A 23,115-nucleotide genomic window follows, 5' to 3' on the forward strand; every position below is an offset into this window, starting at 1 on the left:
GAGGAACCTGAATGCCTTTCCCGAGTGCAAGCCAAGCGTTCATCCAGGGCATCCGTGCACTGCTGCCGTTGACCCCTGGGGTGATTCCGTTCGGCCTGGTCACTGGGGTGATGGCGGTCGAGCTGGGTCTGTCGCCGGGCACCAGTATCGGCATGACGTTGCTCTTCTACTCGGGTTCAGCGCAGATGGTCGCCTTGCAGCTGCTGCACGTCGGTGTCCTGCCCGTGGCGATCGTCCCTACGGCATTGATCATCAACCTGCGCTTCATCATGTACAGCGCGTCGCTGGCGCCGCATTTTCACGGCCTGCCGCGGCGCTGGACCTGGCCGCTGTGCTACCTGCTGTCGGACCAGGCCTACGCGCTGTGCACACTGAAGTTCGACAGCGGGGAACTGGGCCGCCATGCTCACCATTACTACGCTGGCACCGCAGTGGGCATGTGGCTGGCGTGGCAGGTGTCGGTACTGGCAGGTGTGTACCTGGGCGCGAGCATCCCGCAGAGCTGGTCATTGAGCTTTGCCATACCCTTGTCCTTCCTGGCGCTGCTGGTGCCTGGCATCCGCAGTCCGGCGACCTTGGGCGCGGCCGTGGTAGGCGGGGTGCTCGCCGTGCTGGCGGTGAACCTGCCTTACAACCTTGGACTGGTCATCGCTGCGGTGGGTGGAATCGCTGCGGGCCTCGCCATCGAAACCAGGCGCGACCGGATCGCCTCGCGCGCTGGCGCCGACCCCGGGGGGCGAGCCTCGTGAGCGACCTGGGCCTGTGGGCGCTGTTCGTTGCCGTGGGCGTGGGAACCTTCGCCATGCGTCTGTGCTTTGTCGAGCTGCACGGCCGCTGGCGCATGCCCGAGCTGCTCAGTCGCGCCTTGCGCTACGTGCCGGCCAGCGTCCTCGCCGCGCTGGTGCTGCCGGCGGTGATCTACCCGAACGGACAGGGTGCACCGGTGCTGGACAATCCGCAGATTCCGGCGGCGATCGCCGCCGCGGTGGTCGCCTGGAAGTTCAAGAGCACGGTGCTGACCCTGGCCGTCGGAATGGCCGTGCTCTGGGGATTGAAGGCCCTGGCGAGCTAGTGGATTGCACCCCGCGCGCGTTTGCCGAATGCACCGTTCTTCGCAAAGGCGCCCATCGCGACCCACGAGTGCGCCATTAAGTGGCAGAATCTGCGCCACTTGATTCCGATGGAGACCCCCATGCTTCGTGCATTCGAACGAAGGCTCGACCCTTTCCCACCCGATGAAGTACCGCCGCCACCCGATGGCCTGGCCCGTTTTCTCTGGGCCTGCACGCGCGGCGCGCGCGGCTATATCCTGGCATTTGCGGTGCTCAGCGCTGCGGTGTCGGTCTATGAAGCCTGGCTGTTTTCCTTTCTTGGCCAGGTCGTCGACCTGCTCACCACCTGGCAGCAGGGCGGCGATGCCGCTGCCCAGGAAAGCCGCGTGTTGTGGGGCATGGGCCTGGTGATGGTGGGCAGCATTGCCCTGGTCGCCTTGCGCACCATGGTCCAGCACCAGATTCTGGCGATCAACCTGCCGCTCAGGCTGCGTTGGGACTTCCACCGGCTGATGCTGCGGCAAAGCCTGTCGTTCTTCTCCGACGAATTTTCCGGGCGGGTCACCACCAAGGTGATGCAGACCGCCCTGGCCGTGCGCGACGTGCTGTTCACGCTGATCGAGATCCTGCCGGGCATCGGCGTGTATTTCATCGCCATCATCGCTCTGGCCGGTGGTTTCGCACCCAAGCTGATGCTGCCGTTCGTGGCCTGGCTGGTGCTGTTCGGCCTGGCCATGCTGTATTTCGTGCCGCGCCTGGGCAAGGTCGGGCAAGAGCAGGCCCACGCCCGTTCGTCGATGACCGGACGCATCTCCGATGCCTACACCAACATCGCCACGGTCAAGCTGTTCTCCCACTCCAACCGCGAGGCGCACTTCGCCCGCGCGGCCATGGAAGACTTCAAGAACACCGGCTTCCGCCAGATGCGTCTGGTCAGCCAGTTCGAGATCGTCAACCAGGCACTGGTGGTCGGCCTGCTGATGGCGGCCGGTGGCTACGCGCTGTGGCTGTGGCACCTGGGCGAGATCGGGACCGGCGCCGTCGCGGCGATCACGGCCATGGCGCTGCGTATCAACGGCATGTCGCACTGGATCATGTGGCAGATGACCTCGTTGTTCGAAAACATCGGCACGCTGCAGGATGGCATGGGCACGCTGACCCGCGGGGCGAAGGTGCAGGACGCGCCCGACGCAGGTGCGCTGACGACTTCCGGCGGGGCGGTGACGTTCGACAACGTGAGCTTCAACTACAACGGCGAACGCCAGGTGCTCGACGGTTTGAGCCTGGACATCCGCCCGGGTGAGAAGATCGGCCTGGTCGGGCGCTCGGGTGCGGGCAAATCGACGCTGATCAACCTGCTGCTGCGCTTCTACGACGTCGACAGCGGCGAGATCCGCATCGATGGGCAGAACATCGCCCATGTGACACAGGACAGTCTGCGCAGCGCGATCGGCATGGTGACCCAGGACACCTCGCTGTTGCACCGCTCCATTCGCGACAACATCGCCTATGGGCGTCCCGATGCCACCGATGAACAGGTGCGCAGTGCGGCCGCCAGCGCCCAGGCCGATGAGTTCATCAGCCAGCTGAGCGACCGCCAGGGCCACTGTGGCTACGACACCCTGGTGGGCGAGCGGGGCATCAAGCTGTCCGGCGGCCAGCGCCAACGCGTGGCGATTGCGCGGGTGATGCTCAAGAACGCGCCGATCCTGTTGCTCGACGAGGCCACCAGCGCGCTGGACTCGGAAGTCGAAGTGGCCATCCAGGAAAGCCTCGATCACATGATGCAGGGCAAGACCGTGATCGCCATTGCCCACCGCCTGTCGACCATCGCCGCCATGGACCGGCTCATCGTCATGGACCAGGGGCGCATTCTCGAACAGGGCACCCATGCCCAGCTGCTGGCGAAAAACGGTATCTATGCACGGCTATGGCAGCACCAGAGCGGCGGTTTCCTCGGCGAGGACCAGCAACTGACCGAGGGCGTCAATCAGGACTGAGTGGCGCGCCATGTCCCCTGCGCCGCATCGCAGATCATCCTTTTTTCAACAGACATCGAGGCTGCCCCATGACTGCTCTTAGCGGAATCCGTGTCATCGAGATCGGAACCCTCATCGCTGCGCCGTTCGCTGCGCGCATGATGGGCGAGTTCGGTGCCGAGGTGATCAAGATCGAAACCCTGGGGCAGGGCGACCCCCTTCGCAAGTGGCGAAAACTCCACGAAGGCACTTCGTTGTGGTGGTACCTGCAATCGCGCAACAAGAAATCCCTGGCGCTGAACCTCAAGTCCGCCGAAGGCATCGAGATCGTCAAGCAACTGGCCGAAAGCGCCGACGTACTGATCGAGAACCTGCGTCCCGGCGCCTTGGAGAAACTCGGCCTGGGCTGGGACGTCTTGCATGCGCTGAACCCCAAGCTAACGCTGGTGCGCATCTCCGGCTATGGCCAGTCTGGCCCTTATCGCGACCGGCCAGGTTTCGGCGCGATCGGCGAGGCCATGGGCGGCATTCGCTACACCACCGGCCACCCGGACTCACCGCCGGCACGGGTGGGGGTCAGCCTGGGTGATTCGCTGGCGTCCATGCATGCGGTGATGGGCGCGCTGATGTCGTTGCTGCGGGTCAAGACCGGTCAGGGTGACGGTCAGGTGGTCGATGTCTCCCTGGCCGAAAGCGTCTTCAACGTGATGGAAAGCCTAGTGCCCGAGTATGCCATGCTCGGTCATGTGCGCGAGCGCAGCGGCGGTGCTTTGCCCGGTATCGCCCCATCCAATACCTATCCCACTGTCGATGGCGGTTATGTGGTGATCGCGGGCAACAGCGATCCCATTTTCAAGCGCCTGATGAACGCCATCGGTCGAGCCGATCTGGGCGATGACCCGGCGTTCGCTCACAACGACGGCCGAGCTGCGCAGAGCGACCTGCTCGATGGCGCCATCAGTGCCTGGAGCGCCCAGCGCCCTATCGAGGATGTGTTACAAGCACTGGAAAGCGCCGAGGTGCCTGCCGGGCGCATCTACTCGGTCGCCGATATCGTCGCCGACCCGCACTATCAGGCCCGCGGCATGATTCTCGATGCGCAGCTACCCGGTGGCGTGGCAACGAAAATGCCCGGCATCGTGCCCAAGCTCTCCGCCACGCCGGGTGTGGTCAATTGGCAGGGGCCGAGCCTGGGGCAGCATACCCAGGCCGTGCTGACCGAGCTGGGCCTGAGCGAGAGCGCTATCCAGCGCCTGAAGGATGAGGGGATCGTGCAGTGATAAATGACTACTCGCAACGTCTCGTCGTTCAGGAAGTGGCGCCCCGTGATGGTCTGCAGATCGAGCCGATCTGGGTTGCCACCGCAGACAAGATTGCCTTGATCGACCAGCTTTCGCTGGCAGGCTTCACTCGTATCGAGGCCGGTTCTTTCGTTTCGCCCAAGGCCATTCCAGCCCTGCGCGATGGCGAACAGGTGTTCCATGGCATCGCCCGCCAGCCGGGTGTGACCTACGTGGCGCTGATTCCCAATCTCAAGGGGGCGCAGCGCGCGCTCGCCGCCAAGGCGGATGAACTCAACTTGGTGTTGTCGGCCAGCCAAAGCCACAACCGCGCCAACATGCGCATGACCCGTGAACAATCCCTGGCAGGCTTCACCGAAGTGCTCGAGCTGGCCCGCGGTACGTCGGTCAGCCTTAATGGCACCATCGCCACGACCTTCGGCTGCCCGTTCGAAGGCGCCATCGATGAACGCGTGGTGATGGACCTGGTCGATGCCTATCAGCGGCTCGGCATGCAGGGCGTGACCCTGGCCGACACCACGGGCATGGCCAACCCGCGCCAGGTCTACGCATTGGTCCGGCGGGTGCTGGAACAGTTGCCCGCCGAAGCGCTGACCCTGCATTTCCACAATACCCGCGGGCTGGGATTGAGCAACGTCCTGGCTGCCTACGAAGCCGGTGCGCGGCGCTTCGATGCGTCGCTCGGGGGGTTGGGCGGATGCCCGTTCGCGCCGGGCGCCTCGGGCAACATCTGCACCGAAGATCTGGTGAACCTGTGTGAGGAGATGGGCATTCCCACCGGCATCGATCTGCCCCGTCTGCTCGACCTTTCCCGCACGTTGCCAGCGCTGCTGGGGCATGAAATGCCGGGGCAGGTGGCGAAGGCGGGGCGCAACGCAGACCTTCATCCGCTGCCGCCGGGACTTGGCTGAGCAGCACCGCAGCATCGTCGTTCGTTACCCAGACAACAACGAAAAAGCATCCCGCTCAGGGGTTCGCCTGGAGAAAAACAGACCGCGATCGAACGTAGGAGCGGTCCGTGGCCGCGAAAGGCACACCGCGTTGCATCAGGCATACCGCGTCACGGCTTTCGCGGCCGATGACCGCTCCTACAGTGGGGACGCGATCGAACGTAGGAGCGGTCCGTGGCCGCGAAGGTGGCGCTGCGGTGCATCGGACATACCACGTCGTGCCCTTCGCGGCCGGTGACCGCTCCTACGGGTTGCGCAGGGGCGGTCGGTGCGCAATCAGCCTACGCGGTCCAGGCGGGTGTCGAGGTTTTCGCCGTCGCCCTTGTAGTCGTCATGCTTGACGTCGTCGAAGCCATCTTCCGGCAGATGACCTTCCTCGGCGTAGAACTCGTACTCACCGTCGCGATACTCGAAGATGCTTTTATCGTCGGGCGCGTCGCGCTGGCCGTAGTTGTACATGTAGGTGTCGAGGAATTCGAAGCGCTTGTCGCCGTCTTCGGTCAGCAAGCCCTGCTCGGACAGGTCGGCAAACAACCCTTGCAGGTCATCGCGGTGGTCATCCATGCGGTTGTTGTGCTTGATGTCTTCGACGATCAGGAACGGCGTCAGCGCCAGGGTAAGGGCAGCACCGGCCCACAACAGTGGCCCGGTCAACGCCCTGGCGACGTTGGAACCCACCAGCGCGGCCATCTGCGCACCCCCGCCGGCTACGTTGAAGGCCCCGGCGGCCACGGTGATCGCGCCCTGTGCGACGACCGTCTGGTCGTTGCTGTTGAGCCCGCTCTTGATCTTCAGGCCGCCCAGCACCAGATCGGCCACACCGGTGAAGGTATTGGCGCCGGCGTCCATGATCCGCAGGAACGCGGAAACCGCGCGGGTGCTGGGCGTGCTGCCATTGAGCCCGGGATTCTTGGCGAAGCCGTCGTGGAAGCCCTCGGTCAAGGTCTTCATGTTGTCTTCGGAAAGGTTGAGCTTTTCCGCCAGCTTCTTCTTGTCGTCGATCGGCGCTGCATCGACGGCTGCATTGAAGTCCTCGAACAGCTTCTTCAGGTCGCCTTCCACCACACTGAACGGCCGCCCGCCGCCCTGGGGCTGGTCCTTGCCGAAGATCTGCGGCAGCGACTTGTCCAGGCCCAGCATCTGGTTGACCTGAGTGCCACGCACGCTGTCGACGATATTGGAACCCAGATTGACGAAGTGCTGGCCGGCGCCGAGCACACTGACCATGTCCTTGGCGATGGCCAGCCGCTCTTCCGGGGTATCGGCCAGGCTGCCGCCCTTGCCGACCAACTGATAGATACCCGAGGCCAGCGAGATCAGTCCGCCGGCCGATCCCAGCACGCCGTTGCCGTTGAGCTCGCTCAGGGTGCGCAGCATGCTGCCATGGGCGCCTTCGCCGAGGGTCTTGTAGACGTCCTTGCCCATGACCTTCTCGATATCGGTCTGGGTCACCGTGCCGTTCTGGCTGAACGTGGCACCCAGTTCCTTCAAGGCACTGGCAAAGGTTTTGGCGGTTTGCTTGTTGCCGAGAAATTCCTGGACGAAACGTTCGGTTTCCACGGTACGTCGAGGGATGTCCACGCCGCCTTTCTTCAAGGCCGTCAGCAGCGTCTTGATCGTATCCTGGGTGGCCAGCGCCGTGTTCTGGTCGTTGATTCCCGACGGATCGGCCAGCAGCTTGTCCAGGTCCATGGTGGTCGCGTCGATCATCATGTGCTGGGAAAACTGCGCGGCCTTTTCTGGATCGAAGGCGGCCAGGGCGGCGTAGGTCTTGCTGATGTCGGCTTCGGCCAGGCCTTCCTTGCCGCTGTTCTTCAGGTCAGCGATGTAGCGCGAGTAGTCTTCGGAGAACGCCATGCTTTCAAGCTTTTCACGCACCGCAGTCTTGTCCGGCAGGGCGTCGAGGGACTTGGCCTGCTGCGCCTGGAAATCCTTCTGCACGCTTTCGGCGCCGAACAGTTCGGCCGTGCGTTCGTCGACCTTGACCCGGTCGATGATCGACGACAGATCGTCGCCGCTGACCTTGGCGGTACTCTGGCCCATGGACATGTCCAGCACCACCATGTCCAGCCCGCCGTCACTGGCGGCCTGCGCGCGCAACGCCGTGTAGAGTTTGGCGCGGTCGTCATCCTTGCCGATGCTGCCGTTCTCCACGCCGGTTTTCCATTGCGCGATCAGGTTCTGCCAGGTCTGCTCACTGACGGTGAGCTTGCGGTTCGCATCGTTGGGGTCGACCGTGCCGGTCTCCAGATTGCCCACATCCAGTTCGGTCATGGCCGGCAGGTCGGCTTCCTTGCGCGCATCGTCTATCTTGCCGTCATCGTTGCGGCGGCCTTCATCCACGGCCACGAAGCGTTCATACAGCTGCGGATTGCTCTCCTTGGAAACGATGACCTTGCGACTGCCGCCGTCGGCATCGAACACCTCGGCGCGAACCAGGCCCGGACCGACCTCGTCCTTGACCCCGATGGTCGCGCCGTCGATGTCGGCGTCGGTGAACGGGTTGTCCTTGACCTGCTGGTAACCTTCGTCTTCGCTGGTCTTGATGCCGTCCAGGGTCTTGCCCATGTCGTCCAGGGTATCGAACGCCTCTGGAGTCAACTCGCGGGTAACCACCACCACGCTGTCGTCATGCTTGTACACCATCAGCACGTCCGGGTTGCTGGGGTCACGTTCGATGGTGCGCACCTGATCCAGGCTCGGCGCCTCTTCGGTGCGCAGCACGCTGGCGTCATGCAGTTTTTCCTGCAGCTCGATCATCTCCCGGGTTGCGGGGTTCTCGATGGGCAGGGGCTTGGGCTGCTGCTGGGCGATGCTCTTGGCGATCGCGATCAAGGCATCGAAGGTCAGCTCGGGACTGGTTTGCGGTGCGACCGGATCGGTCGACGTGGCAGGCTGAAGGGTATCGGTCATCGGCTTGCTTCCTTGTGAGGTGAATGAGCGCGGCGCGACAGCGAGACAGCCGCCGAATGTCCACCGTACAGCCCGAGTGTTTAACTTTTGGGTCACCGCCTAGATCAACCGTGCACCGACCAGGATGTCGGCCACTTCCTGGAAGGTTGCATCGGGTACCGCGTCGCCGGCCGCGCGCACGGCAATGCGACGCGCCAGCAGCGCGTTCACGGCATGGGCGATGCCCAGCGCGCGTGCCTGTTCCAGCATCGCTGTCGATTCCTCCGGGCCGGCGCGGCTGACGATCACCGGCACCGGTGTCTGGCCGCGGATGTAGCGCAGGCCCACCGCCCATTGGCCCGCTTCGCCGATCACCAGCGTGGCGTTGTGCACACCGCGCTTGGTGGCCAGCGCATGCATCTGCTTGCGCTGGCGCTGGCGTGCCTGGCGGATCAGTGGGTCGCCGTCGCTGTCCTTGGTCTCGCGCTTGCGGTCGCTCTTGGTCATGCGCATCTCCCGGCCGAACAGCCACCGCTGCATGAGCACGTCCAGCCCGCCCACCAACAGGAAGGCGATGATCAGGGTGGCCAGCAGCGGCTGGAACATCTGCAGAAACGAGGCCCGTACGCATTCGGCGCCGCAGCCGGAGGACTGCATCAGGCTCTGCATGCCGCCGCGATACACCAGGACGAAGGCGACGGTCAACGCGCCGAGCTTGAACAGCCCCTTGAGCAACTCGATGAGGCTGCGCAGCGAAAAAATGCGCTTGAACCCCGCGACCGGGCTGATGCGCTCGAACTCGGGCTTGATCGGGTCGGCGCTGAACACCGGGCCGCCCATGGTCACCAGGTTGCTCAGCACCACGGTCACCACCGTCACCGCCAGCAGCGGCAGGGTGACGCTCAGCAGCAGGTCCACCGCAGTGCTTTGCACCCGCGGCCAGAGGCTGGCGAACGGTTCGCTCCAGACCTGGGCAACCAGCTCGACGAAGGCCATGCAACGTTGCTGCAGGCCTTCGGCGACGCTGATCAGGTACAGGCTGCAGGTCAGGATGACCATGGCGGTAACCATGTCCTGGCTCTTCGGCAGTTGGCCTTTGTTGCGCGCATCGCGCAGTTTCTTCTGCGAGGCGGGCAGTGACTTCTCTTCGCTGGGTTGCTCGCTCACGGCGCACCTGTCTGCAGGCCGGCCTGCACCGTCGACTCGACCACGTCGAACCAGCCGCGCATCGCGCCCAGCTGGCTGAGCATGTAGGGAATCATGAAGCTGACATAGACGACCATCAGGAACGAGAACAGCAGGTTCTTCACCGACAGTGACAGGTCGAACACGTGCAACTGCGGCGCCATGCGGGCCAGGTAGGCCAGCAGCAGGTCGGCGGTGAGGATGGCGATCACCACCGGGGCGATCATCAGCACGCCGGTCTGCATGACCTTGTCCAGCACGCCCACGATCTCCATGACACTGTTCACGCCCAGTGCCGGCGCCGCTGCCAGTGCCGGCCACAACTGGTAGCTGCGGTACAGCCCGTCGAGCATCAGGGTGAAGCCCCCGGACATGAAGAACAGCGTGATCAAAGTGATGCTCAGCAGGGTCGAGGTGACGCTCGATTCGCCCGAGCTCAGCGGATCGAGCAGCTGCGCCATGGTCGAGCCACGTTGCAGGTCGATCAGCTCGCCAGCGACTTCGGCGGCCCAGAACGGGATACCGAAGATCAACCCGATGACCACGCCGATCACCATTTCCTTGATCAGCAGCGCCATCAACATCAGGGTCGACGGCGCCTGCTCGCCTGCCAGGGCCATGAAGATGTCCGGGGCAATCGGAATCGACACCACCACCGCGACCGCGCTGCGGATCATGCCGGTCAGGCCCAGCCGATTGAACGCCGGGGTGATGATGATCATGCCCAGGGCGCGGGCCACGGCCATGCCGAAGGCGCTGAGCAGGGGGTAGGCGAGGTCGAAGAAACCTGTCAGTTGCTCACCGAGCATGGGCCACCGTCAGCGTGTCCACGCGGGAAAGTTGTCGAGCATCTGCCCGGCCAGGTTGACCACCTGGCTCGCCAGCAGTGGACCGAGCACCAGCAGCACCAGCATGACCGCGACCAGCTTGATCGCCTGCGGCAGGGTCTGGTCCTGGATCTGGGTCAGCGCCTGGACCAGGCCGACGCCGAAGCCGACCACAATCGCGACCAGCAACGCTGGCGCCGACAGCAGCAATACGGTCATCAGCGCGTCTTTCATCACTGTCAGGAAGATGTCCTGGCCCATGACTGCTACCTCGCGAGGGGTGGGTGGTCGACGTTCATGCGCCGTAGCTCATGATCAGTCCGTGCATGAGGCGCGACCAACCGCTGACGGCCACGAACAGAAAGATCTTCAACGGGATCGAGATCAGCGTCGGCGATACCATCATCATGCCCATCGCCATGAGGATGTTGGAGACGATCAGGTCGATCACCAGGAACGGGATGTAGAGCAGAAAGCCGATCTCGAAGGCACGGGTCAGCTCGGAGCTGACGAACGCCGGGATCAATACCACCAGATCGTCTTCGCGAAGATCGGCGCGGGCTTCCTCCGACCAGATGCTCTCGGTCGCCTGCAGAAAGAACGCGCGCTCATCCGGATTGGCGTAGCGCGACAGGTGCGCCTGCAACGGTGCGCGCAGCACGTCGCCGGCTTCGCGAATGCCGTCCACGCTCTGCAGGCTGATGGGCTGGGCTTCGAGGCGGTGGAGCATTTCCCCCACCAGCGGCGTGGTGATGTAGACGGTGAGAATCAGCGCGATGCCGTACAGCACCAGGTTGGGCGGCGTCTGCTGCACGCCCAAAGCGTTGCGGATGAGAAACAGCACCACGGAGATCTTCAGGAAGCCGGTCATGGTGACCACCACCAACGGCACCAGGCCGATGGTGGAGACCACGATGATGATTTCGATCAGGTTGGGTTGCAGCTCATTCATGGGCTGCACGGCTCGTCAAGCGCACCCCCAGGCCTTCGCCCAGGGTGATCAGTTCGCCTTGGCCGAAGGCTTTGCCGTTGGCATGCAGCATGACCTGCTGACCCTCTCGGTCCGGCAGGGGCAACACGCTGCCGCACACCAGTGCGCCAAGGGTCTGCACCGTCACCTCGAGGTGCCCGACTTCGCAGACCAGGGTGACGGGCAAATGCGCTGCAAGGTGTTCGGGGGATTGCGCCATGGTGGATTCTCCTGAGGAAGGCGAAAGGAACGGAAAGGAAGCCGGCGACGGTGAATCGTCCAGGCGCAGGCCGCCGGGGATGAGCGTGGCAAACGCGTGCAGGCGCTCGGCGATGCTTACCAGCACGCCTTCGCAAGGTCGATCGAGCATGACCACATCGCCCGGCGCCAGGCTGTGCAGTTCGTCCAGGGACAGCCGCTGCCAGCCGCAGGCGACCGACACCGGCAGGGGTAGCCAGCCAGGGTGCTCCGGCACGCGTGGTACCTGGGTATCGAGCAGAGCCAACAGACGTTGGGCGGCGCCCGGGTCGAGCGCCAGACCCAGGGTGGCGTGCCACGCTCCTTGGCTGACGGCCAATCCCAGGCGCACCGGCAACGTATTCTCCGCGGTCGGTTCAGGGACGCACTGCAGGGGCTGGGTGGTCAGTTTTTCCAAGGCTTCGACGAGGTCGAGCAGCAGGTACTCGAGCAGCAGGCAACGCTGTTCCGGGGAGGCCTGTTGCAGGCTGGTGCTCGTTTCGGTACCAAACGCACTGTCCAGCAAGCCCATGGGCAGGTACAGGGCGCCCGCGTCCTGACCGAGGCTGAAGGCGACGTCGAGGCGGTCGTCGAGCGCCTCGGGCCAGGCGCGCACGGCCAGTTGGCAGGCGTGACCGCCCAGCGCGAACTCGATGACGGCGCGCGGGTGCAACCATTGATTGATCAGTTCCCAGGCAGTGGCATCGACCCGGGGGAAATGCGCAAGCACCTGTTGTGGCAACACCGGCGCTGGCGACGCCTGCGCGGGGCGGATCGGGCGGACGTCACCCATGGGGCACGCGCCCGGGCCGATCTTCTGCTTCCGCTTCGGCGTGCCCCTGCGCGCGCAGGCGGACCTGGCGAACTTCCTGTGCCAGCAGTTGGGCCATGGCCTCACACTGTCGCTGGTGCTGTTGACGCTGCTGCCGCAGGGCTTCCAGCTGAGCGTGCGCCTGGGTCCGTTCCTCGCTGAGGGCTTGCAGCTGCTGTGCGAACTGCTGATCCAGGTGAACCCGCTCGGATGCCTGCTGCTGGTAGCGCTGGACCTGCCAATGATCGACGACTTCACCCAGCAGCGCCGCGCCGTTGCGTGCGTCGCGGCGGGCCAGGGCTTCGCTGTGCAGGCAGTGCGCCTGGGTCAGGGTGTCTATCCGCTGCTCCAACTCGTCGCGGCTGCGCGCCTGTCGGGCGGCAGCCATCCGTGCCTTGCGTTCGCGCAACTCGCGCAGTCGCAGCAGCGCCTGCAAGCGCTCGGCGCCGGTCACTCGAGCAACTCGAACAGCGCACGCACGGTTTGTTCATAGTCGCTGCAACTGTCGGCCTGCTGGCACAGGAATCGCTCGATAGCCCCCTGCCGCGCGATGGCCGCATCGGTCTGCGGATCGCTGCCAGCGCTGTACTCGCCCACCTGCAACAACAGCTGGACATCGGCGTACAGCGCCATGGACTGACGAATCTGCGCCGCGCTCTGGCGTTGCAGCGGCCGCACCACGGCGTCCATCAGGCGGCTGCGACTGCGCAGTATGTCGATGGCCGGGAAGTGGTTCTTCTGCGCCAGGGCGGCGCTGAGCACGATGTGCCCGTCCAGGATCGAGGTGACTTCTTCGGCCACCGGATCCTGGCTGCCGTCGCCTTCGGTAAGGACCGTGTACAGGCCGGTGATGCTGCCGCGCGCTGCCGGTCCCGCGCGCTCCAGCAGGCGCGGCAGGGCGGCGAACAACGAAGGTGGAAAGCCGCGCCGGGTCGGCGGTTCGCCCGCTGCCAGGCCGACCTCGCGCTGCGCGCGGGCGAAGCGTGTGATGCTGTCCATCAACAGCAGCACATGCAGGCCCTGGTCCCGGAAGTATTCGGCGATGCTGGTTGCCACGTGGGCCGCCTGGACCCGCTCCATGGCTGGACGGTCGGAGGTAGCGACCACGGCGACGGTGCGTGCGCGGGCCTGCGCGCCGAGCTGGACGTCGAGCAATTCGCGTACTTCACGTCCACGTTCGCCGATCAATCCCAGCACGATGACGTCGGCGGCGGTGCCGCGCACGATGCTGGTCAGCAGCGACGATTTGCCCACCCCCGGCTCGCCGAATATGCCCACCCGCTGGCCACGGGCGACAGTCAGCAGGCCGTCTATGGCGCGGATACCCAGGGCCAGCGGCTGCTCGATCAGGCTGCGCGAGAACGCCGCCGGCGGCTCGCCATGCACCGGGTAGTGACGTGCCGGCCCTGGCGCCAGAGGCGGGGCCGGGCCGTCGAGAAAGTGGCCCAGCGGGTCGATGACCCGTCCCAGCAGATGCTCACCCACGCTGACCTTCAGGGGCGCGCCGGTGGGGATCACTTCGCAGCGGGTGGACATGCCTTGCAGCTCGCCGATCGGCGTGAGCAAAGCTTCGTCGCCTTCGAAACCGATGACCTGGGCCGCGACCAGACGCTGGTCGAGGGGATCGCGCAGGTAACACAGCTCACCGATGCGGGCCATTGGCAGGCTGGCGTAGACCATGATTCCGCGAATCCGCCGGACTTTGCCGCGCATCGGTCTTGGTATGGCAGTCGTGGCCCGCGCGAGCAATTCTGGCAGCACGTTGTCGAGTACCGCGCTCACCGGGCAGATCCGCTGCTGGCAGGGGCGGCTGGCAGACCCAGGGCGAAGCGCAGGCCGCGCAACTGCTCGTCGACGTCCAGGTCGACCAGCGCGGCCGGGCTCGACAGCGTGGCCTGTCGCGGCCCCAGGCTGGCATCGCCCTGAACCTGAATCTGCACCTGCACCACTCCGAGCAGCCCGTCCAGCAAACTCGTGACCGGCGCCAATTGAGCCGGCGGCACGCGCAGGGTCAGTTGCTGCTGGTCGCGGAAGTCGTGCAGGGCGCGCTGGCACAACTGCGCGATCAGGGGGGCGGCGTCGAGGTCGTCGAGTACCTGGCGAACCAATGTCAGGCTCAGCTCGGCCAGTTGCTCCTGCACCGTGGCCAGATAGCGCTCCACGCCTGCAGCGGTCTCGACCAGCTGTCGACCCGCCGCCGCCTGGCCCTCGGCAAGTCCTTCGGCGCGGGCGGCAGTGCGCAGGTCCTGGGCCTGCCGCTCGGCCAGCTCGAGCAGGTGTCGGGCCTGCTCGCGGGCGTTCTGCAAATACCGTTGGCCGTCGATCCAGTGCGCAGCTTCGTCGGCGCGCACGATGCGCCTGCCAGGGGTTGGCAATGGGCTGGCTTCACTCATGCATGCCCCCCTGGGTCGGCGGATCGCTGCGCACTACCCGCCGCACGATCATTGGCCCGTACTGTTCGATGCGCGGAGTAATCGGCGTGGCGGCGGCCGGGTCATCGATTTTCAATCGGTACCAGGCGGCCAGTGCGCGAGGTTGTTCGGCCAGCCAGGCGTTGACGCAGGCCTGGCCATCTCGTTCGACCACAGCGTCCAGTTCCTCGAGAGAAGCCGGCAGCTCGTGGCTGGCCAGCGGGCAAGCCAAGGCATGTTCGGCCAGGGCCAATTCGAACAGCGCATCACCGAAGTGCTCGCGCAGCGCACGTACTGCCGGTGCGCGAATTTCCCGAACCAGCGCCTCGGCCCAGAACACCACCCCGCAGCGACGCGCCAGTTGCCTGAGTTGCGCGCTGTCCAGGGTGGCCACCGGGACATCCTCGGCCGGCGGGGCGTGCAGCGCCTCGAGGGGTTGCAAGGCAAAGCGTCGCTCCAGCATGCGCGTCAGCCGCTCGCGCAGGCGTGGCTGGGCCAGCATCGCGTCCAGGGTGGCGGCGGGCAGGTCGAGGTTGTCGAAGCAGGCCTGCAGACGTGCCCGGTGCACGTTGTGCAGGGGGCGGGCGGTAAAGGTTTGCCAGCGGCGTTCATGCTCGGCTGCGGCGATAGTGCGTTCCGCTGCGTTCATGTGGCGTCCACCAAGGCGTAGCTGCGCGGCTGACGTGCCTGCCACAGCACATAACCCAGCACCCCGGCCAGCGCCACGATGGCCAGCAACATCACGCCGAACAGGGTTGCAGCGCGGGGCTGGCTGCTGTCCAGCACCCAGATACCCATGACCGAGGAAAACGCGGGTGCCTGGCGTGCGCGCTCGCGGGCGGCGGCCTGCACGGGAATGACCGAGACGCCGTCGTAGCCCAACCCGGAAATGCCATTGGCGACCAACGTCTTGATCTGCGGTATCAGTGCATTGATGTCCAGCCCGGCTTCGTAGCGTACGAACACCGAGGCCGAAGAGGGGGTGATGTTGCGCTTGAGCAGATCGTTGTCCGGCAGCACCACGTGGACTCGGGCCGAGACCACGCCGTCGACCTGCGATACGGTGTGCGCCAGTTCCTCGCTCAACGCGTAGATCAGCTGGGCGCGCTCCTGGGTGGGCGACGAAACCAGGCCGTTGCTCTTGAACACCTCGCCCATGCTGGCGAAGGTCTGCTCCGGCAGGCCGGCCTGTTCCAGGATCGCCATGGCTTGTGCAAAGCGCTCCTGCGCCACGTTGACGGTCAAGCGCCCGTCCTTCTGCACCATGCGGTCGGCGGGGATGCCTTCGTGCAACAGCGCAGCGACCATGGTGTTGGCCTCGCGCTCGCTGAGATTGGTGTACAGCTGGGTCTTGCAGCCCTGCATCAGGCAGGCGAGCAGGACGATGGCCAGCAGGCGGCGTGTCGTGCGCTGCAGTATCGGCAGAGGCAGTATCGAGACAGGCAGTATCGAGAAAGGGGTAAGGTTCATCATTGACCCTTGAGCAAGGTGTTGGCGGCGCCGGACACCTGGGTGGCACCGCGCACCACCATCTGCGTCTCGATGGAGTGATCGAACATCAGGCTCAACGACTCCACGACTTTTTGCAGTTGCGGGTCGGCAGCGGCCTGCGCCGGGGTCGGGTGACCGGCCGCCGCAGGGTCGGTCTGTCTGGCGCCGAGGTCGGCGGCGCGCTCGGAGAAGCGCTGGGTGCGATTGAAGAAGCCGTCGAGGTTGTCCAGAACACCGGCCCCCAACTGCGCGGGGCTGGTGCCGGTGGGGGCGACGGCGGGTTGCCGGGCCATGTGCTCGAAAAGGTTCTGCGATACCTGGCCGGTGCCCACTGCATCGGCGATGGGTGGCTGTGCCGGTACGGCGGTGGCGGCAATGGGCAGCATGGTCAGGCTCCTGTTCGACGATGGGAAGGTTCAGCGCGACGCAATCACTCGTCGGACATCGCTTCGTTCAGCATTTCGTTGGCCTTGGGCATGATGATCATCTGGCCGGCCACGGTGACCGCGCCGCTGACCAACTGATCGGTGAACTCGGCGTCGCTCAGTTCCGTGGAGCTGTCCAGCGCGGCGTTGAATTGCGCTTCGCCGTCCGTGCCGGCAGAGGGGTCGAGGTTCGGATCGATAGCGTTTGTAGCCATGGTCGTTCTCCTTGCATGTGAGCCCGAGGGCGGGGTGAACTCAGTTGAGGCCCGAGACCACCTGGGTCTCGGCGCCGCCACGAAAGATCCGCACACTGCCGGCCGCAGGTTGGGCAGCGGCCGTGCGGCGCAGAGGCGGTCGCAGGGCGGCGAGTTGCCCGTCGATCAGGCTCAGGTAGCCTGGCGAGCCGGCCGCGCGCACCGTGCTCGCGCTGGCATCGACGCTCAGCCGGGCGCGCGGGCCTCCGGCAAGCAGCGGGGCCAGCGCGCCCTGAACCGCAGCGGCCGACAGCGTGCCGGTGTCGAAGGTGCGCGCCGCAGTGTCGTTGGCGCTGTCGACGAACAGCGTGCTGCCATCGAAGTACCAGCCAAGCCCGTTGGCGGTGCTCAACGCGGCGAGAAAATCGGCGGCGCTGTCGCCACGCACCTTGCCGCGAACCTTGCCCTTGACGGCGTCGGCGATGACCACCGCGATACCGAGGTTGCTGCCCATCTCCTGCAGCACGCCCCGTACATCCTGGTCGATGATGAGGTACGGATAGGGTTGCGCGGCCCAGGCCGGCGCAGCATCGGTTGCGGCCCAGGCGCTGGGCCCGGCCAGCATGCCCAAGATCACCAATACGCTGAGCAGCCCCGGCGTGCCGGGCGAGCGCTGGCTGGATCTGGCAATGATGTCTGGGCCGTGCTGGCTCATGCGCTGTGCGTTCCTGCCGATTGTTTGAACGGGCCGAGTGTAGCCGCGCGCACTTTGCGTTTTTGTGACGGTCGGCAAACGCGCCACGCACTGCAAGCCTTGCACCCCATGCAAGTGCGTGTTGTCACCGGACTGTCATCTGGGTAGGGTTCACTCAGCCCTTTGTCAGCATTCAGGGGAGGGGTGTAGTGGGTTTTTCAAGACCTGGAAAGTCTCTGCCGATCACGGCACTGGCGGCGGCCTGCGTGCTGTTGGGCGGCTGCGCCACGCAGGCACCGCCCAGCGATGACGGCGCGCGATTGATGCAACTGGCGGCCGAGGTCGATCGTCGCGGCGATCCTTCTTCGGCAGTGGCGCTCTATGAGCGTGCCGCCGTACTGTCCCAGGAGGCGCCCGAGGTCATGTTGCAGTTGGGTGAAGCGCGTTTGGCCAGCGGCGATCCTCAAGGCGCGGCGCGGGCTTTCCGTGGCGTGCTGGTCAACCAGAGCAAGGAGCCGCGGGCGCTGCTGGGCCTGGGCACCGCGTTGCTGCAGAGCGGCGAAGTCAGTCGCGCCAGTGACACCCTTGCACAGGCAGCACCGCTGATCGGCACGGCCACTGCCTACAATCGCCTGGGTACTGCCGCGATGCTCGCGGGCCGGCAGGCGCAGGGCATCGCCGCGCTGCGCCAGGCCCATGAGCTGGACCCGCAGAACCTGGATATCAGTACCAACCTGGCCTTGGCTCATGCACTTGGTAGTCAGCCGAACGAGGCCGTCGAACGCATGGCACAGGTGGTCCGCTCGCCACTGGCACGTCCCAGTCACCTGCGTCAGCAACTCCTGGTGCTGACCCTGGCCGGTCGGGAGCAGCGCATTGCTGCCGAACTGCCCGACCTGAGCGAAAGCGAGCGGATGGCGTTGATCGGCAAGGCACGGGCCATCAAGGTGCTGCAGGATCCGGCCGACCGCGCTCGCGCCCTCGGCATTCTCGCGCGCCAGGCGCGCTGAATATCAGGGCGCCGGCGCGGCCAGACGTTCACGCTCCAGCTCGCGCCTGCGCTCCAGATCGGCCGTTTCCCCAAGCAGGTACTGTTGCGCGGCGCGACCCACGGGCGCCGCCAGGGTCGGTCCCATGGCTTGCCCCTGGTGCAGGTCGCGGGTGTCTTGCACCATGCGCTGCAGGTTCACGGCATTGGCACAGCCCAGCGGCAAGCGCGCGCGGCCTGCGATGTTATCGGCACCCGTGCACGCTGCCGGCACGGTGCGCGCAGCGCCCGTCGACGGATCGTCGCGCAGCTGCAAGTAATCCACGGAGTCGTCCGCGGTGTCCAGCTCGGTGGCGCACCCGCCAAGCATCAGCAGGGACGCGACACAGGCCAATGTTCTGCAGCAGGCCATCCATCGACGATGAGCCCACGCAGGTTTACTCCACACCGGTTCAGTCCACATAGAAGCCGAACTCCGTATGGGCAGTGAGCGCAACGTTGCCTCCCGCCAGCCGCCAGGCCGGGTTGTCGCCGGCAGGGTCAAGCGGTGTGGCCAGGCTGCGATCGGCCACCGGCTCGACGATGTAGGGGGTGATCAGGATGACCAGTTCGGTTTCACTGCGCTGGAAGCGTTTGGACCTGAACAGATTGCCCAGCACCGGCACGTCGCCCAGCAGCGGCAGCTTGTCGATGTCCTGCGAACTGCTGCGCTGGAACAGCCCGGCGATGGCGAAGGTTTGCCCGCTGCCGACTTCGACCCGGGTGTCGGCCCGGCGGACCTGGAAGCTGGGGACGCTGAACCCGCTGATCTGTACCTGGCTGGTGGTCGACAGGCTGCTGACTTCCGGTCGGACCTGCAGGCCGATGCGTTTGTTGGGCAGCAAGGTCGGGGTGAACTGCAAGGAAACGCCGAACGACTTGTAGTCGATGCCGATCAACTGGTTGCCGACCGGGACGGGCACGGGAATCTCTCCACCGGCCAGGAAGCTGGCGGTCTGCCCGCTCAGAGCGGTGATGTTCGGTTCCGCGAGGATTTCCAGGAAGCCGTTGCTCTGCAAGGCGTCGAGGAGTACATCGACGCTGGCGCTGCTGGAGTTGAACCCGGCCGACAACAGGTTGGTAGCGCCGGCCACTGCCGAACTGGCCAGCGGGCCGCCAGTGATCAGGCCGAAGGAAAACGAGCCGCTGTTGATCAGGGCATTCCAGTTGACCCCGTAGCGCAGCAACTGCTCGCGGGAGACCTCGGCAAAGCGCACACGGATATTGACCTGGGGCGAGCCGTTGTAGGTCGCGGCGTTGATCGGCGGCACGCCTGCCGCTGCGCTGCTGACCAGCAAAGCGTTGAGTTCGATGGCGCTGTCGATGTCGGCCACCGCACCGTCGGCCAGCAAGCGCTTGCCCTGGCTGCGCACCTGCACCTGATTGTCCGGGTTGTGCTGCTGCAGCGCTGTGCCGATCGGCGGGCGGACGCTCACGCCCACGCTACCCTGTGAGGCTTGCTGGGCATCCAGGGCAATCAGGTTGGTCTGGCCGTCCGTCTTGCCGAACACATAGGCTACGCCGGGCGAAACGATGCGAATGTCGGCTATTGCGTTGTCGGCGATGAACACCGATTCCACGGGCGCGGCAAAGCGCAGGATGCGGCCTTCACCCACGCTCAATTGCACCGTTTCGCTGGGCGCCGGATCGAAGTTCATCCCCTGTGCCGGCCCGGCCAGCGCAAGCGCCAGCCATGCGCCGGCGCATGGCACTCGGCGCAGCAGACCACGCAGCCGGCGGGTGGGCATCGACAGCTGGTTCATGCCAGGACTCCTGCATCGGGAGCAGCAAGCGCAGCCGCAGGGCTGCCGGGCAGGGCGATGGAGCGCAATGTATGCAAGGTGAATTCTCGGGTCAGGTCTTGATAGGACAGCACGGGGATTTCCAGGTCGTGGCGCACCAGCCACTGGCGCAGATAGCGGCGCAGATCGGCCGACACCATCAACACCACTTGAAAGTCGTCGTCCGTGCGGTTGAACGCTTGACGCAATTGCTCCAGCAGCGCCTGGCCGAGCGCGTCCGGCAGGCCGGCGCTGCGGCTTGCTTCGGTGCGCCGCAGCGCCTGGCGAATCGCGTCCTCGGCAGGTCGGGCGAGGACGAAGGCGGCGATGACCCGGTGCTCGTCGGCGTAGCGATGACAGATCTGGCGTGCCAGCGCGCCGCGGGCGTGTTCGCTCAGTACATGCAGTTCGAGATCGCGCGGGCCCCACTCCACCAAGGCCTCGAGCAGGCCACGCAGGTTGCGCAAGGCGATACCCTCGTCGAGCAGGCGGCGCAGGATGTCCGCCAGACGCTGGAGCGAAGTGTGCCGCAGGGCTTCGCGTACCAGCTCCGGATAGTCGGTTTCGATACGGTCGAGCAGGCGGCGGGTTTCCTGGATGCCGATGAAGTCCGCAGCGTAGCGCGTCAACACGGTCTGCAGGTGCGCCCCCAGCGCCTGTTCCAGCCCATGAAAGCCGATGCCGGCCTGTTCCAGCGCCTCGCGGTGAACCTGGTCGACCCACAGCGTGTCACTGCGCCCCACCAAGGCCATGGCGGACTGCGGCTCCACGTCGAGCAACTGCACGTGCAGCGGATCGTCGCGCACCCACAGGTGGGCGGCAGGCAACGGACCGGCGCTGATCGGAATGCCTTCGAGCAGGACCGCGAACTGATCGGCGGCCATACCGGGATCGATCCGCGTTCCCACCTCGGGCAGCTCGATGCCCAGTTGCTGCATCACCGCCTGGCGCGCGTCCTCGGCATGCTCGCGCAGTTCGTCCGCAGTAAGGTGCAGGGCCAGGGTCTGGCCGACCCGCAGCATGATGCGCCGCTCGGGCTCCACCGGCTCCGGCAAGCGCTCCACCGAAGCGGTTGCACCGGCTGCACCTGACTGATCGATTGCCGTGGCGGGCACGCTCTGGGTCATGGCATAGCGCGCCTGGCGCCGGTGCAAGGCCCATGCGGCGGCACCCAGAATCGCCGAGATGAACACGAAGACCAGCGCAGGGAAACCGGGAATGAACGCCACTGCCAGCAGGATAACGGCGGTCAGGGTCAATGCGCGTTGGTTCGAGCCCAGCTGGCCGATGATCTCGCTGCCCAGGTCCTGGTCGTCATCGCTGTCAACGCGGGTCACCACGATGCCGGCGGCGACCGCGATCAGCAGTGCCGGGATCTGCGCGATCAAACCATCGCCGACGGTCAACAGCGAATAGGTATGGCTGGCTTCGCTGAACGAAAGCCCGCGTTTGGCCATGCCGATGGCCATGCCGCCGAGCAGATTGACGAACAGGATCACCAGGCTGGCGATCGCGTCACCCTTGACGAACTTCATGGCCCCGTCCATGGCTCCGTACAGCTGACTCTCGCGCTCCAGCAGGGAGCGCCGCTGTTTGGCCTGCGCCGGTTCTATATCGCCGTTGCGCAGATCGTTATCGATGCTCATCTGCTTGCCGGGCATGGCGTCCAGGGTGAAGCGTGCGGCCACCTCGGCGACCCGCTCGGCGCCCTTGGTGATCACCAGAAACTGGGCCACGGTAATGATCAGGAACACCACCAGGCCGATCACCACCTCTCCGGCAATCACGAACTCGCCAAAGGCCGCGACGATCTCGCCGGCGTCGCCCTGCAACAGGATCAGGCGCGTTGTGGTGATCGACAGCGACAGGCGCAACAGGGTGCTGAGCAGGATGATCGGCGGCAAGGCGGAAAAATCCACCGAACGCGAAACGTAGAAAGCCACTACCAGCACCAGCAGGCTGAAGGCGATGTTCACCGCAATCAGCGCGTCGACCATGATCGTCGGCAACGGAATGATCATCATCACCACGGCCAGCATCATGAAGGCGGCAATGACCACGTCACTGCGCTGCGATGCCAACAGCGCCAGGCGGTTGAGTGGGGCGAGGTTCATGGGGTCGAAGTCCTTGGCGGGGCAGGCCCCAGCAGGTGACGGGAAAAACACTCGCGTGCGCCGGCATGATCGCCGCTGACCCACAGGGCGCGGCTGCGCAGCAGCGCATGGCACGGGTGCTCGCCTTCCAGGCCGATCAGGTAGTCGAGTGCATTGAGCGCCCGGCGCCCGTCACCCGATTGGGTGAACAAGGCGATCAGGCTGCGCAGGATATGGATGTCGTCCGGGCAGATGCGATAGGCCATCAACAGGTAGGTCAGGCCACGTCGCTCTTGGCCGCTGCGTGCATACGACTGCCCGCGGCTCTGCAGCCACTGGGCGCAGTCACGCGGCGACGGCGCCGCGGGGCTCATGTCCATCTCGCCTGGCAGTTCGCGTTCAGCCGTCATGGTCAGCGCCGGCTTCCAGGTGAGCCTCGATGTCGCGCTGCAGTTGCATCTCTTCGTGCAGCAACGCCAGCGCCACCGCTTCGGTTTCCGCATCGGCGCCCAAGTGCGGCACGATGACGTCGATCAGGTGCTGGAGAATCTGCGCGGTGCGGTGCGGGCTGAATATCGTCGGGTCCTGAACCTGAACCTGAGTCAGCTGCTCGAGCCGTCCGCGCAGCGACTTGCCGATATCGGCGCGCCGGTTGCGAATGGCTTTCTCGAAGGCCTCGCGGGTGGCCGTCGCGGCACTGGCGGCGGCTGGTTGCACCGGCTCGCTGCGCAGGCTGCCGGCCGTGGGCTCGGGCCCTTTGCGCGCCTCGACTTTCATGCCGCTGGCTCCCGCCTG

The 23,115-nt window shown here is 65.6% G+C and carries 25 protein-coding genes; 6 read left to right on the forward strand and 19 right to left on the reverse strand.

Going from position 1 to position 23,115, the window contains the following annotated elements; translation table 11 throughout:
• Window positions 1-11: 11 nt before the first annotated feature.
• The 5 genes from IFT75_RS08425 (at window position 12) to IFT75_RS08445 (ending at window position 5,243) form a co-directional block, all read left to right on the forward strand.
• The gene (locus IFT75_RS08425) at window positions 12-749 is read left to right on the forward strand and encodes an AzlC family ABC transporter permease (protein WP_192054254.1); all 738 of its coding nucleotides are present in this window, start codon (window positions 12-14) and stop codon (window positions 747-749) included.
• The gene (locus IFT75_RS08430; RefSeq protein WP_185793653.1) at window positions 746-1,072 is read left to right on the forward strand and encodes an AzlD domain-containing protein; all 327 of its coding nucleotides are present in this window, start codon (window positions 746-748) and stop codon (window positions 1,070-1,072) included. Before IFT75_RS08425 ends, IFT75_RS08430 begins: the two co-directional genes overlap by 4 nt.
• A gap of 120 nt (window positions 1,073-1,192) precedes the next feature.
• Window positions 1,193-3,052: an ABC transporter ATP-binding protein gene (locus IFT75_RS08435; RefSeq protein ID WP_192054256.1), complete on the forward strand. Its 1,860-nt coding sequence runs from the start codon at window positions 1,193-1,195 to the stop codon at window positions 3,050-3,052.
• A 68-nt stretch (window positions 3,053-3,120) separates the two neighbouring features.
• Window positions 3,121-4,311 (forward strand): CaiB/BaiF CoA transferase family protein, encoded by a 1,191-nt coding sequence (locus IFT75_RS08440; protein ID WP_192054258.1) that lies wholly within the window; start codon window positions 3,121-3,123, stop codon window positions 4,309-4,311.
• Window positions 4,308-5,243: a hydroxymethylglutaryl-CoA lyase gene (locus IFT75_RS08445; protein WP_192054260.1), complete on the forward strand. Its 936-nt coding sequence runs from the start codon at window positions 4,308-4,310 to the stop codon at window positions 5,241-5,243. The genes IFT75_RS08440 and IFT75_RS08445 overlap by 4 nt, the downstream gene beginning before the upstream one ends.
• Window positions 5,244-5,558: 315 nt before the next feature.
• On the opposite strand, the gene IFT75_RS08450 is transcribed toward IFT75_RS08445, so the two are convergent.
• From IFT75_RS08450 to IFT75_RS08515, 14 genes are all read right to left on the reverse strand, one after another.
• Window positions 5,559-8,195, reverse strand: a complete 2,637-nt coding sequence (locus IFT75_RS08450) for a hypothetical protein (RefSeq protein WP_192054262.1) — start codon at window positions 8,193-8,195, stop codon at window positions 5,559-5,561.
• Window positions 8,196-8,294: 99 nt separating this feature from the next.
• Entirely contained in the window at window positions 8,295-9,341 is a 1,047-nt protein-coding gene (locus IFT75_RS08455) for an EscU/YscU/HrcU family type III secretion system export apparatus switch protein (protein ID WP_192054264.1), read from the reverse strand.
• Complete coding sequence (sctT, locus tag IFT75_RS08460; protein ID WP_192054266.1) at window positions 9,338-10,168, reverse strand: type III secretion system export apparatus subunit SctT; 831 nt, start codon at window positions 10,166-10,168, stop codon at window positions 9,338-9,340. Before sctT ends, IFT75_RS08455 begins: the two co-directional genes overlap by 4 nt.
• A gap of 9 nt (window positions 10,169-10,177) precedes the next feature.
• Entirely contained in the window at window positions 10,178-10,447 is a 270-nt protein-coding gene (locus IFT75_RS08465) for an EscS/YscS/HrcS family type III secretion system export apparatus protein (protein ID WP_122741901.1), read from the reverse strand.
• Window positions 10,448-10,481: 34 nt separating this feature from the next.
• Window positions 10,482-11,138, reverse strand: coding sequence for a type III secretion system export apparatus subunit SctR (sctR, locus tag IFT75_RS08470; RefSeq protein ID WP_122796795.1), 657 nt, complete (start codon window positions 11,136-11,138; stop codon window positions 10,482-10,484).
• Window positions 11,131-12,186 carry a type III secretion system cytoplasmic ring protein SctQ gene (gene sctQ / locus IFT75_RS08475; protein WP_192054268.1) on the reverse strand — a complete coding sequence of 352 codons (1,056 nt, stop codon included), beginning with the start codon at window positions 12,184-12,186 and terminating at the stop codon, window positions 11,131-11,133. The genes sctR and sctQ overlap by 8 nt, the downstream gene beginning before the upstream one ends.
• On the reverse strand, window positions 12,179-12,658 hold the full coding sequence (locus IFT75_RS08480; RefSeq protein WP_192054270.1) for a hypothetical protein: 480 nt from the start codon (window positions 12,656-12,658) through the stop codon (window positions 12,179-12,181). Before IFT75_RS08480 ends, sctQ begins: the two co-directional genes overlap by 8 nt.
• The gene (locus tag IFT75_RS08485) at window positions 12,655-13,986 is read right to left on the reverse strand and encodes a FliI/YscN family ATPase (protein ID WP_446731059.1); all 1,332 of its coding nucleotides are present in this window, start codon (window positions 13,984-13,986) and stop codon (window positions 12,655-12,657) included. Before IFT75_RS08485 ends, IFT75_RS08480 begins: the two co-directional genes overlap by 4 nt.
• A complete protein-coding gene (locus tag IFT75_RS08490) occupies window positions 13,983-14,597 on the reverse strand; it encodes a FliH/SctL family protein (RefSeq protein ID WP_192054272.1) in 615 nt (204 codons plus the stop codon). Before IFT75_RS08490 ends, IFT75_RS08485 begins: the two co-directional genes overlap by 4 nt.
• Window positions 14,590-15,264 carry a type III secretion protein gene (locus tag IFT75_RS08495; RefSeq protein ID WP_192054274.1) on the reverse strand — a complete coding sequence of 225 codons (675 nt, stop codon included), beginning with the start codon at window positions 15,262-15,264 and terminating at the stop codon, window positions 14,590-14,592. The genes IFT75_RS08490 and IFT75_RS08495 overlap by 8 nt, the downstream gene beginning before the upstream one ends.
• Entirely contained in the window at window positions 15,261-15,980 is a 720-nt protein-coding gene (gene sctJ, locus IFT75_RS08500) for a type III secretion system inner membrane ring lipoprotein SctJ (RefSeq protein ID WP_244652732.1), read from the reverse strand. Before sctJ ends, IFT75_RS08495 begins: the two co-directional genes overlap by 4 nt.
• Window positions 15,981-16,084: 104 nt before the next feature.
• A complete protein-coding gene (locus IFT75_RS08505; protein ID WP_244646851.1) occupies window positions 16,085-16,492 on the reverse strand; it encodes a hypothetical protein in 408 nt (135 codons plus the stop codon).
• 44 nt (window positions 16,493-16,536) lie between these two features.
• Window positions 16,537-16,746 carry a hypothetical protein gene (locus tag IFT75_RS08510; protein ID WP_122796789.1) on the reverse strand — a complete coding sequence of 70 codons (210 nt, stop codon included), beginning with the start codon at window positions 16,744-16,746 and terminating at the stop codon, window positions 16,537-16,539.
• Window positions 16,747-16,786: 40 nt separating this feature from the next.
• Complete coding sequence (locus IFT75_RS08515; RefSeq protein WP_192054278.1) at window positions 16,787-17,440, reverse strand: hypothetical protein; 654 nt, start codon at window positions 17,438-17,440, stop codon at window positions 16,787-16,789.
• A 188-nt stretch (window positions 17,441-17,628) separates the two neighbouring features.
• Between IFT75_RS08515 and IFT75_RS08520 the strand changes: the two genes are divergently transcribed.
• Window positions 17,629-18,429 (forward strand): tetratricopeptide repeat protein, encoded by an 801-nt coding sequence (locus IFT75_RS08520; RefSeq protein ID WP_192054280.1) that lies wholly within the window; start codon window positions 17,629-17,631, stop codon window positions 18,427-18,429.
• Window positions 18,430-18,432: 3 nt separating this feature from the next.
• Here the strand turns inward: IFT75_RS08520 and IFT75_RS08525 are convergent, their stop codons facing one another.
• The 5 genes from IFT75_RS08525 to IFT75_RS08545 form a co-directional block, all read right to left on the reverse strand.
• Window positions 18,433-18,732: a hypothetical protein gene (locus tag IFT75_RS08525; RefSeq protein ID WP_192054282.1), complete on the reverse strand. Its 300-nt coding sequence runs from the start codon at window positions 18,730-18,732 to the stop codon at window positions 18,433-18,435.
• A gap of 127 nt (window positions 18,733-18,859) precedes the next feature.
• A complete protein-coding gene (locus IFT75_RS08530; protein ID WP_192054501.1) occupies window positions 18,860-20,104 on the reverse strand; it encodes a type II and III secretion system protein family protein in 1,245 nt (414 codons plus the stop codon).
• Window positions 20,105-20,205: 101 nt separating this feature from the next.
• Complete coding sequence (gene sctV / locus IFT75_RS08535; protein WP_192054284.1) at window positions 20,206-22,341, reverse strand: type III secretion system export apparatus subunit SctV; 2,136 nt, start codon at window positions 22,339-22,341, stop codon at window positions 20,206-20,208.
• Window positions 22,338-22,730: a tetratricopeptide repeat protein gene (locus IFT75_RS08540; RefSeq protein ID WP_244652720.1), complete on the reverse strand. Its 393-nt coding sequence runs from the start codon at window positions 22,728-22,730 to the stop codon at window positions 22,338-22,340. Before IFT75_RS08540 ends, sctV begins: the two co-directional genes overlap by 4 nt.
• On the reverse strand, window positions 22,720-23,097 hold the full coding sequence (locus IFT75_RS08545) for a hypothetical protein (RefSeq protein ID WP_192054286.1): 378 nt from the start codon (window positions 23,095-23,097) through the stop codon (window positions 22,720-22,722). Before IFT75_RS08545 ends, IFT75_RS08540 begins: the two co-directional genes overlap by 11 nt.
• Window positions 23,098-23,115: the final 18 nt, after the last annotated feature.

Source organism: Pseudomonas sp. CFBP 8758 (genome assembly GCF_014841725.1).
GTDB lineage: Bacteria > Pseudomonadota > Gammaproteobacteria > Pseudomonadales > Pseudomonadaceae > Aquipseudomonas > Aquipseudomonas baltica.

Excerpts from the sequence above, each read along its gene's own strand:
- IFT75_RS08425 (WP_192054254.1), top strand. The coding sequence starts at position 12 with ATGCCTTTCCCGAGTGCAAGCCAAGCGTTCATCCAGGGCATCCGTGCA.
- IFT75_RS08435 (WP_192054256.1), top strand. The coding sequence starts at position 1,193 with ATGCTTCGTGCATTCGAACGAAGGCTCGACCCTTTCCCACCCGATGAA.
- IFT75_RS08440 (WP_192054258.1), top strand. The coding sequence starts at position 3,121 with ATGACTGCTCTTAGCGGAATCCGTGTCATCGAGATCGGAACCCTCATC.
- IFT75_RS08450 (WP_192054262.1), bottom strand. The coding sequence starts at position 8,195 with ATGACCGATACCCTTCAGCCTGCCACGTCGACCGATCCGGTCGCACCG.
- sctT (WP_192054266.1), bottom strand. The coding sequence starts at position 10,168 with ATGCTCGGTGAGCAACTGACAGGTTTCTTCGACCTCGCCTACCCCCTG.
- IFT75_RS08465 (WP_122741901.1), bottom strand. The coding sequence starts at position 10,447 with ATGGGCCAGGACATCTTCCTGACAGTGATGAAAGACGCGCTGATGACC.
- sctR (WP_122796795.1), bottom strand. The coding sequence starts at position 11,138 with ATGAATGAGCTGCAACCCAACCTGATCGAAATCATCATCGTGGTCTCC.
- sctQ (WP_192054268.1), bottom strand. The coding sequence starts at position 12,186 with ATGGGTGACGTCCGCCCGATCCGCCCCGCGCAGGCGTCGCCAGCGCCG.
- IFT75_RS08490 (WP_192054272.1), bottom strand. The coding sequence starts at position 14,597 with ATGAGTGAAGCCAGCCCATTGCCAACCCCTGGCAGGCGCATCGTGCGC.
- IFT75_RS08495 (WP_192054274.1), bottom strand. The coding sequence starts at position 15,264 with ATGAACGCAGCGGAACGCACTATCGCCGCAGCCGAGCATGAACGCCGC.
- sctJ (WP_244652732.1), bottom strand. The coding sequence starts at position 15,980 with ATGCAGGGCTGCAAGACCCAGCTGTACACCAATCTCAGCGAGCGCGAG.
- IFT75_RS08505 (WP_244646851.1), bottom strand. The coding sequence starts at position 16,492 with ATGCTGCCCATTGCCGCCACCGCCGTACCGGCACAGCCACCCATCGCC.
- IFT75_RS08510 (WP_122796789.1), bottom strand. The coding sequence starts at position 16,746 with ATGGCTACAAACGCTATCGATCCGAACCTCGACCCCTCTGCCGGCACG.
- IFT75_RS08515 (WP_192054278.1), bottom strand. The coding sequence starts at position 17,440 with ATGAGCCAGCACGGCCCAGACATCATTGCCAGATCCAGCCAGCGCTCG.
- IFT75_RS08530 (WP_192054501.1), bottom strand. The coding sequence starts at position 20,104 with ATGAACTTCGATCCGGCGCCCAGCGAAACGGTGCAATTGAGCGTGGGT.
- sctV (WP_192054284.1), bottom strand. The coding sequence starts at position 22,341 with ATGAACCTCGCCCCACTCAACCGCCTGGCGCTGTTGGCATCGCAGCGC.
- IFT75_RS08540 (WP_244652720.1), bottom strand. The coding sequence starts at position 22,730 with ATGACGGCTGAACGCGAACTGCCAGGCGAGATGGACATGAGCCCCGCG.
- IFT75_RS08545 (WP_192054286.1), bottom strand. The coding sequence starts at position 23,097 with ATGAAAGTCGAGGCGCGCAAAGGGCCCGAGCCCACGGCCGGCAGCCTG.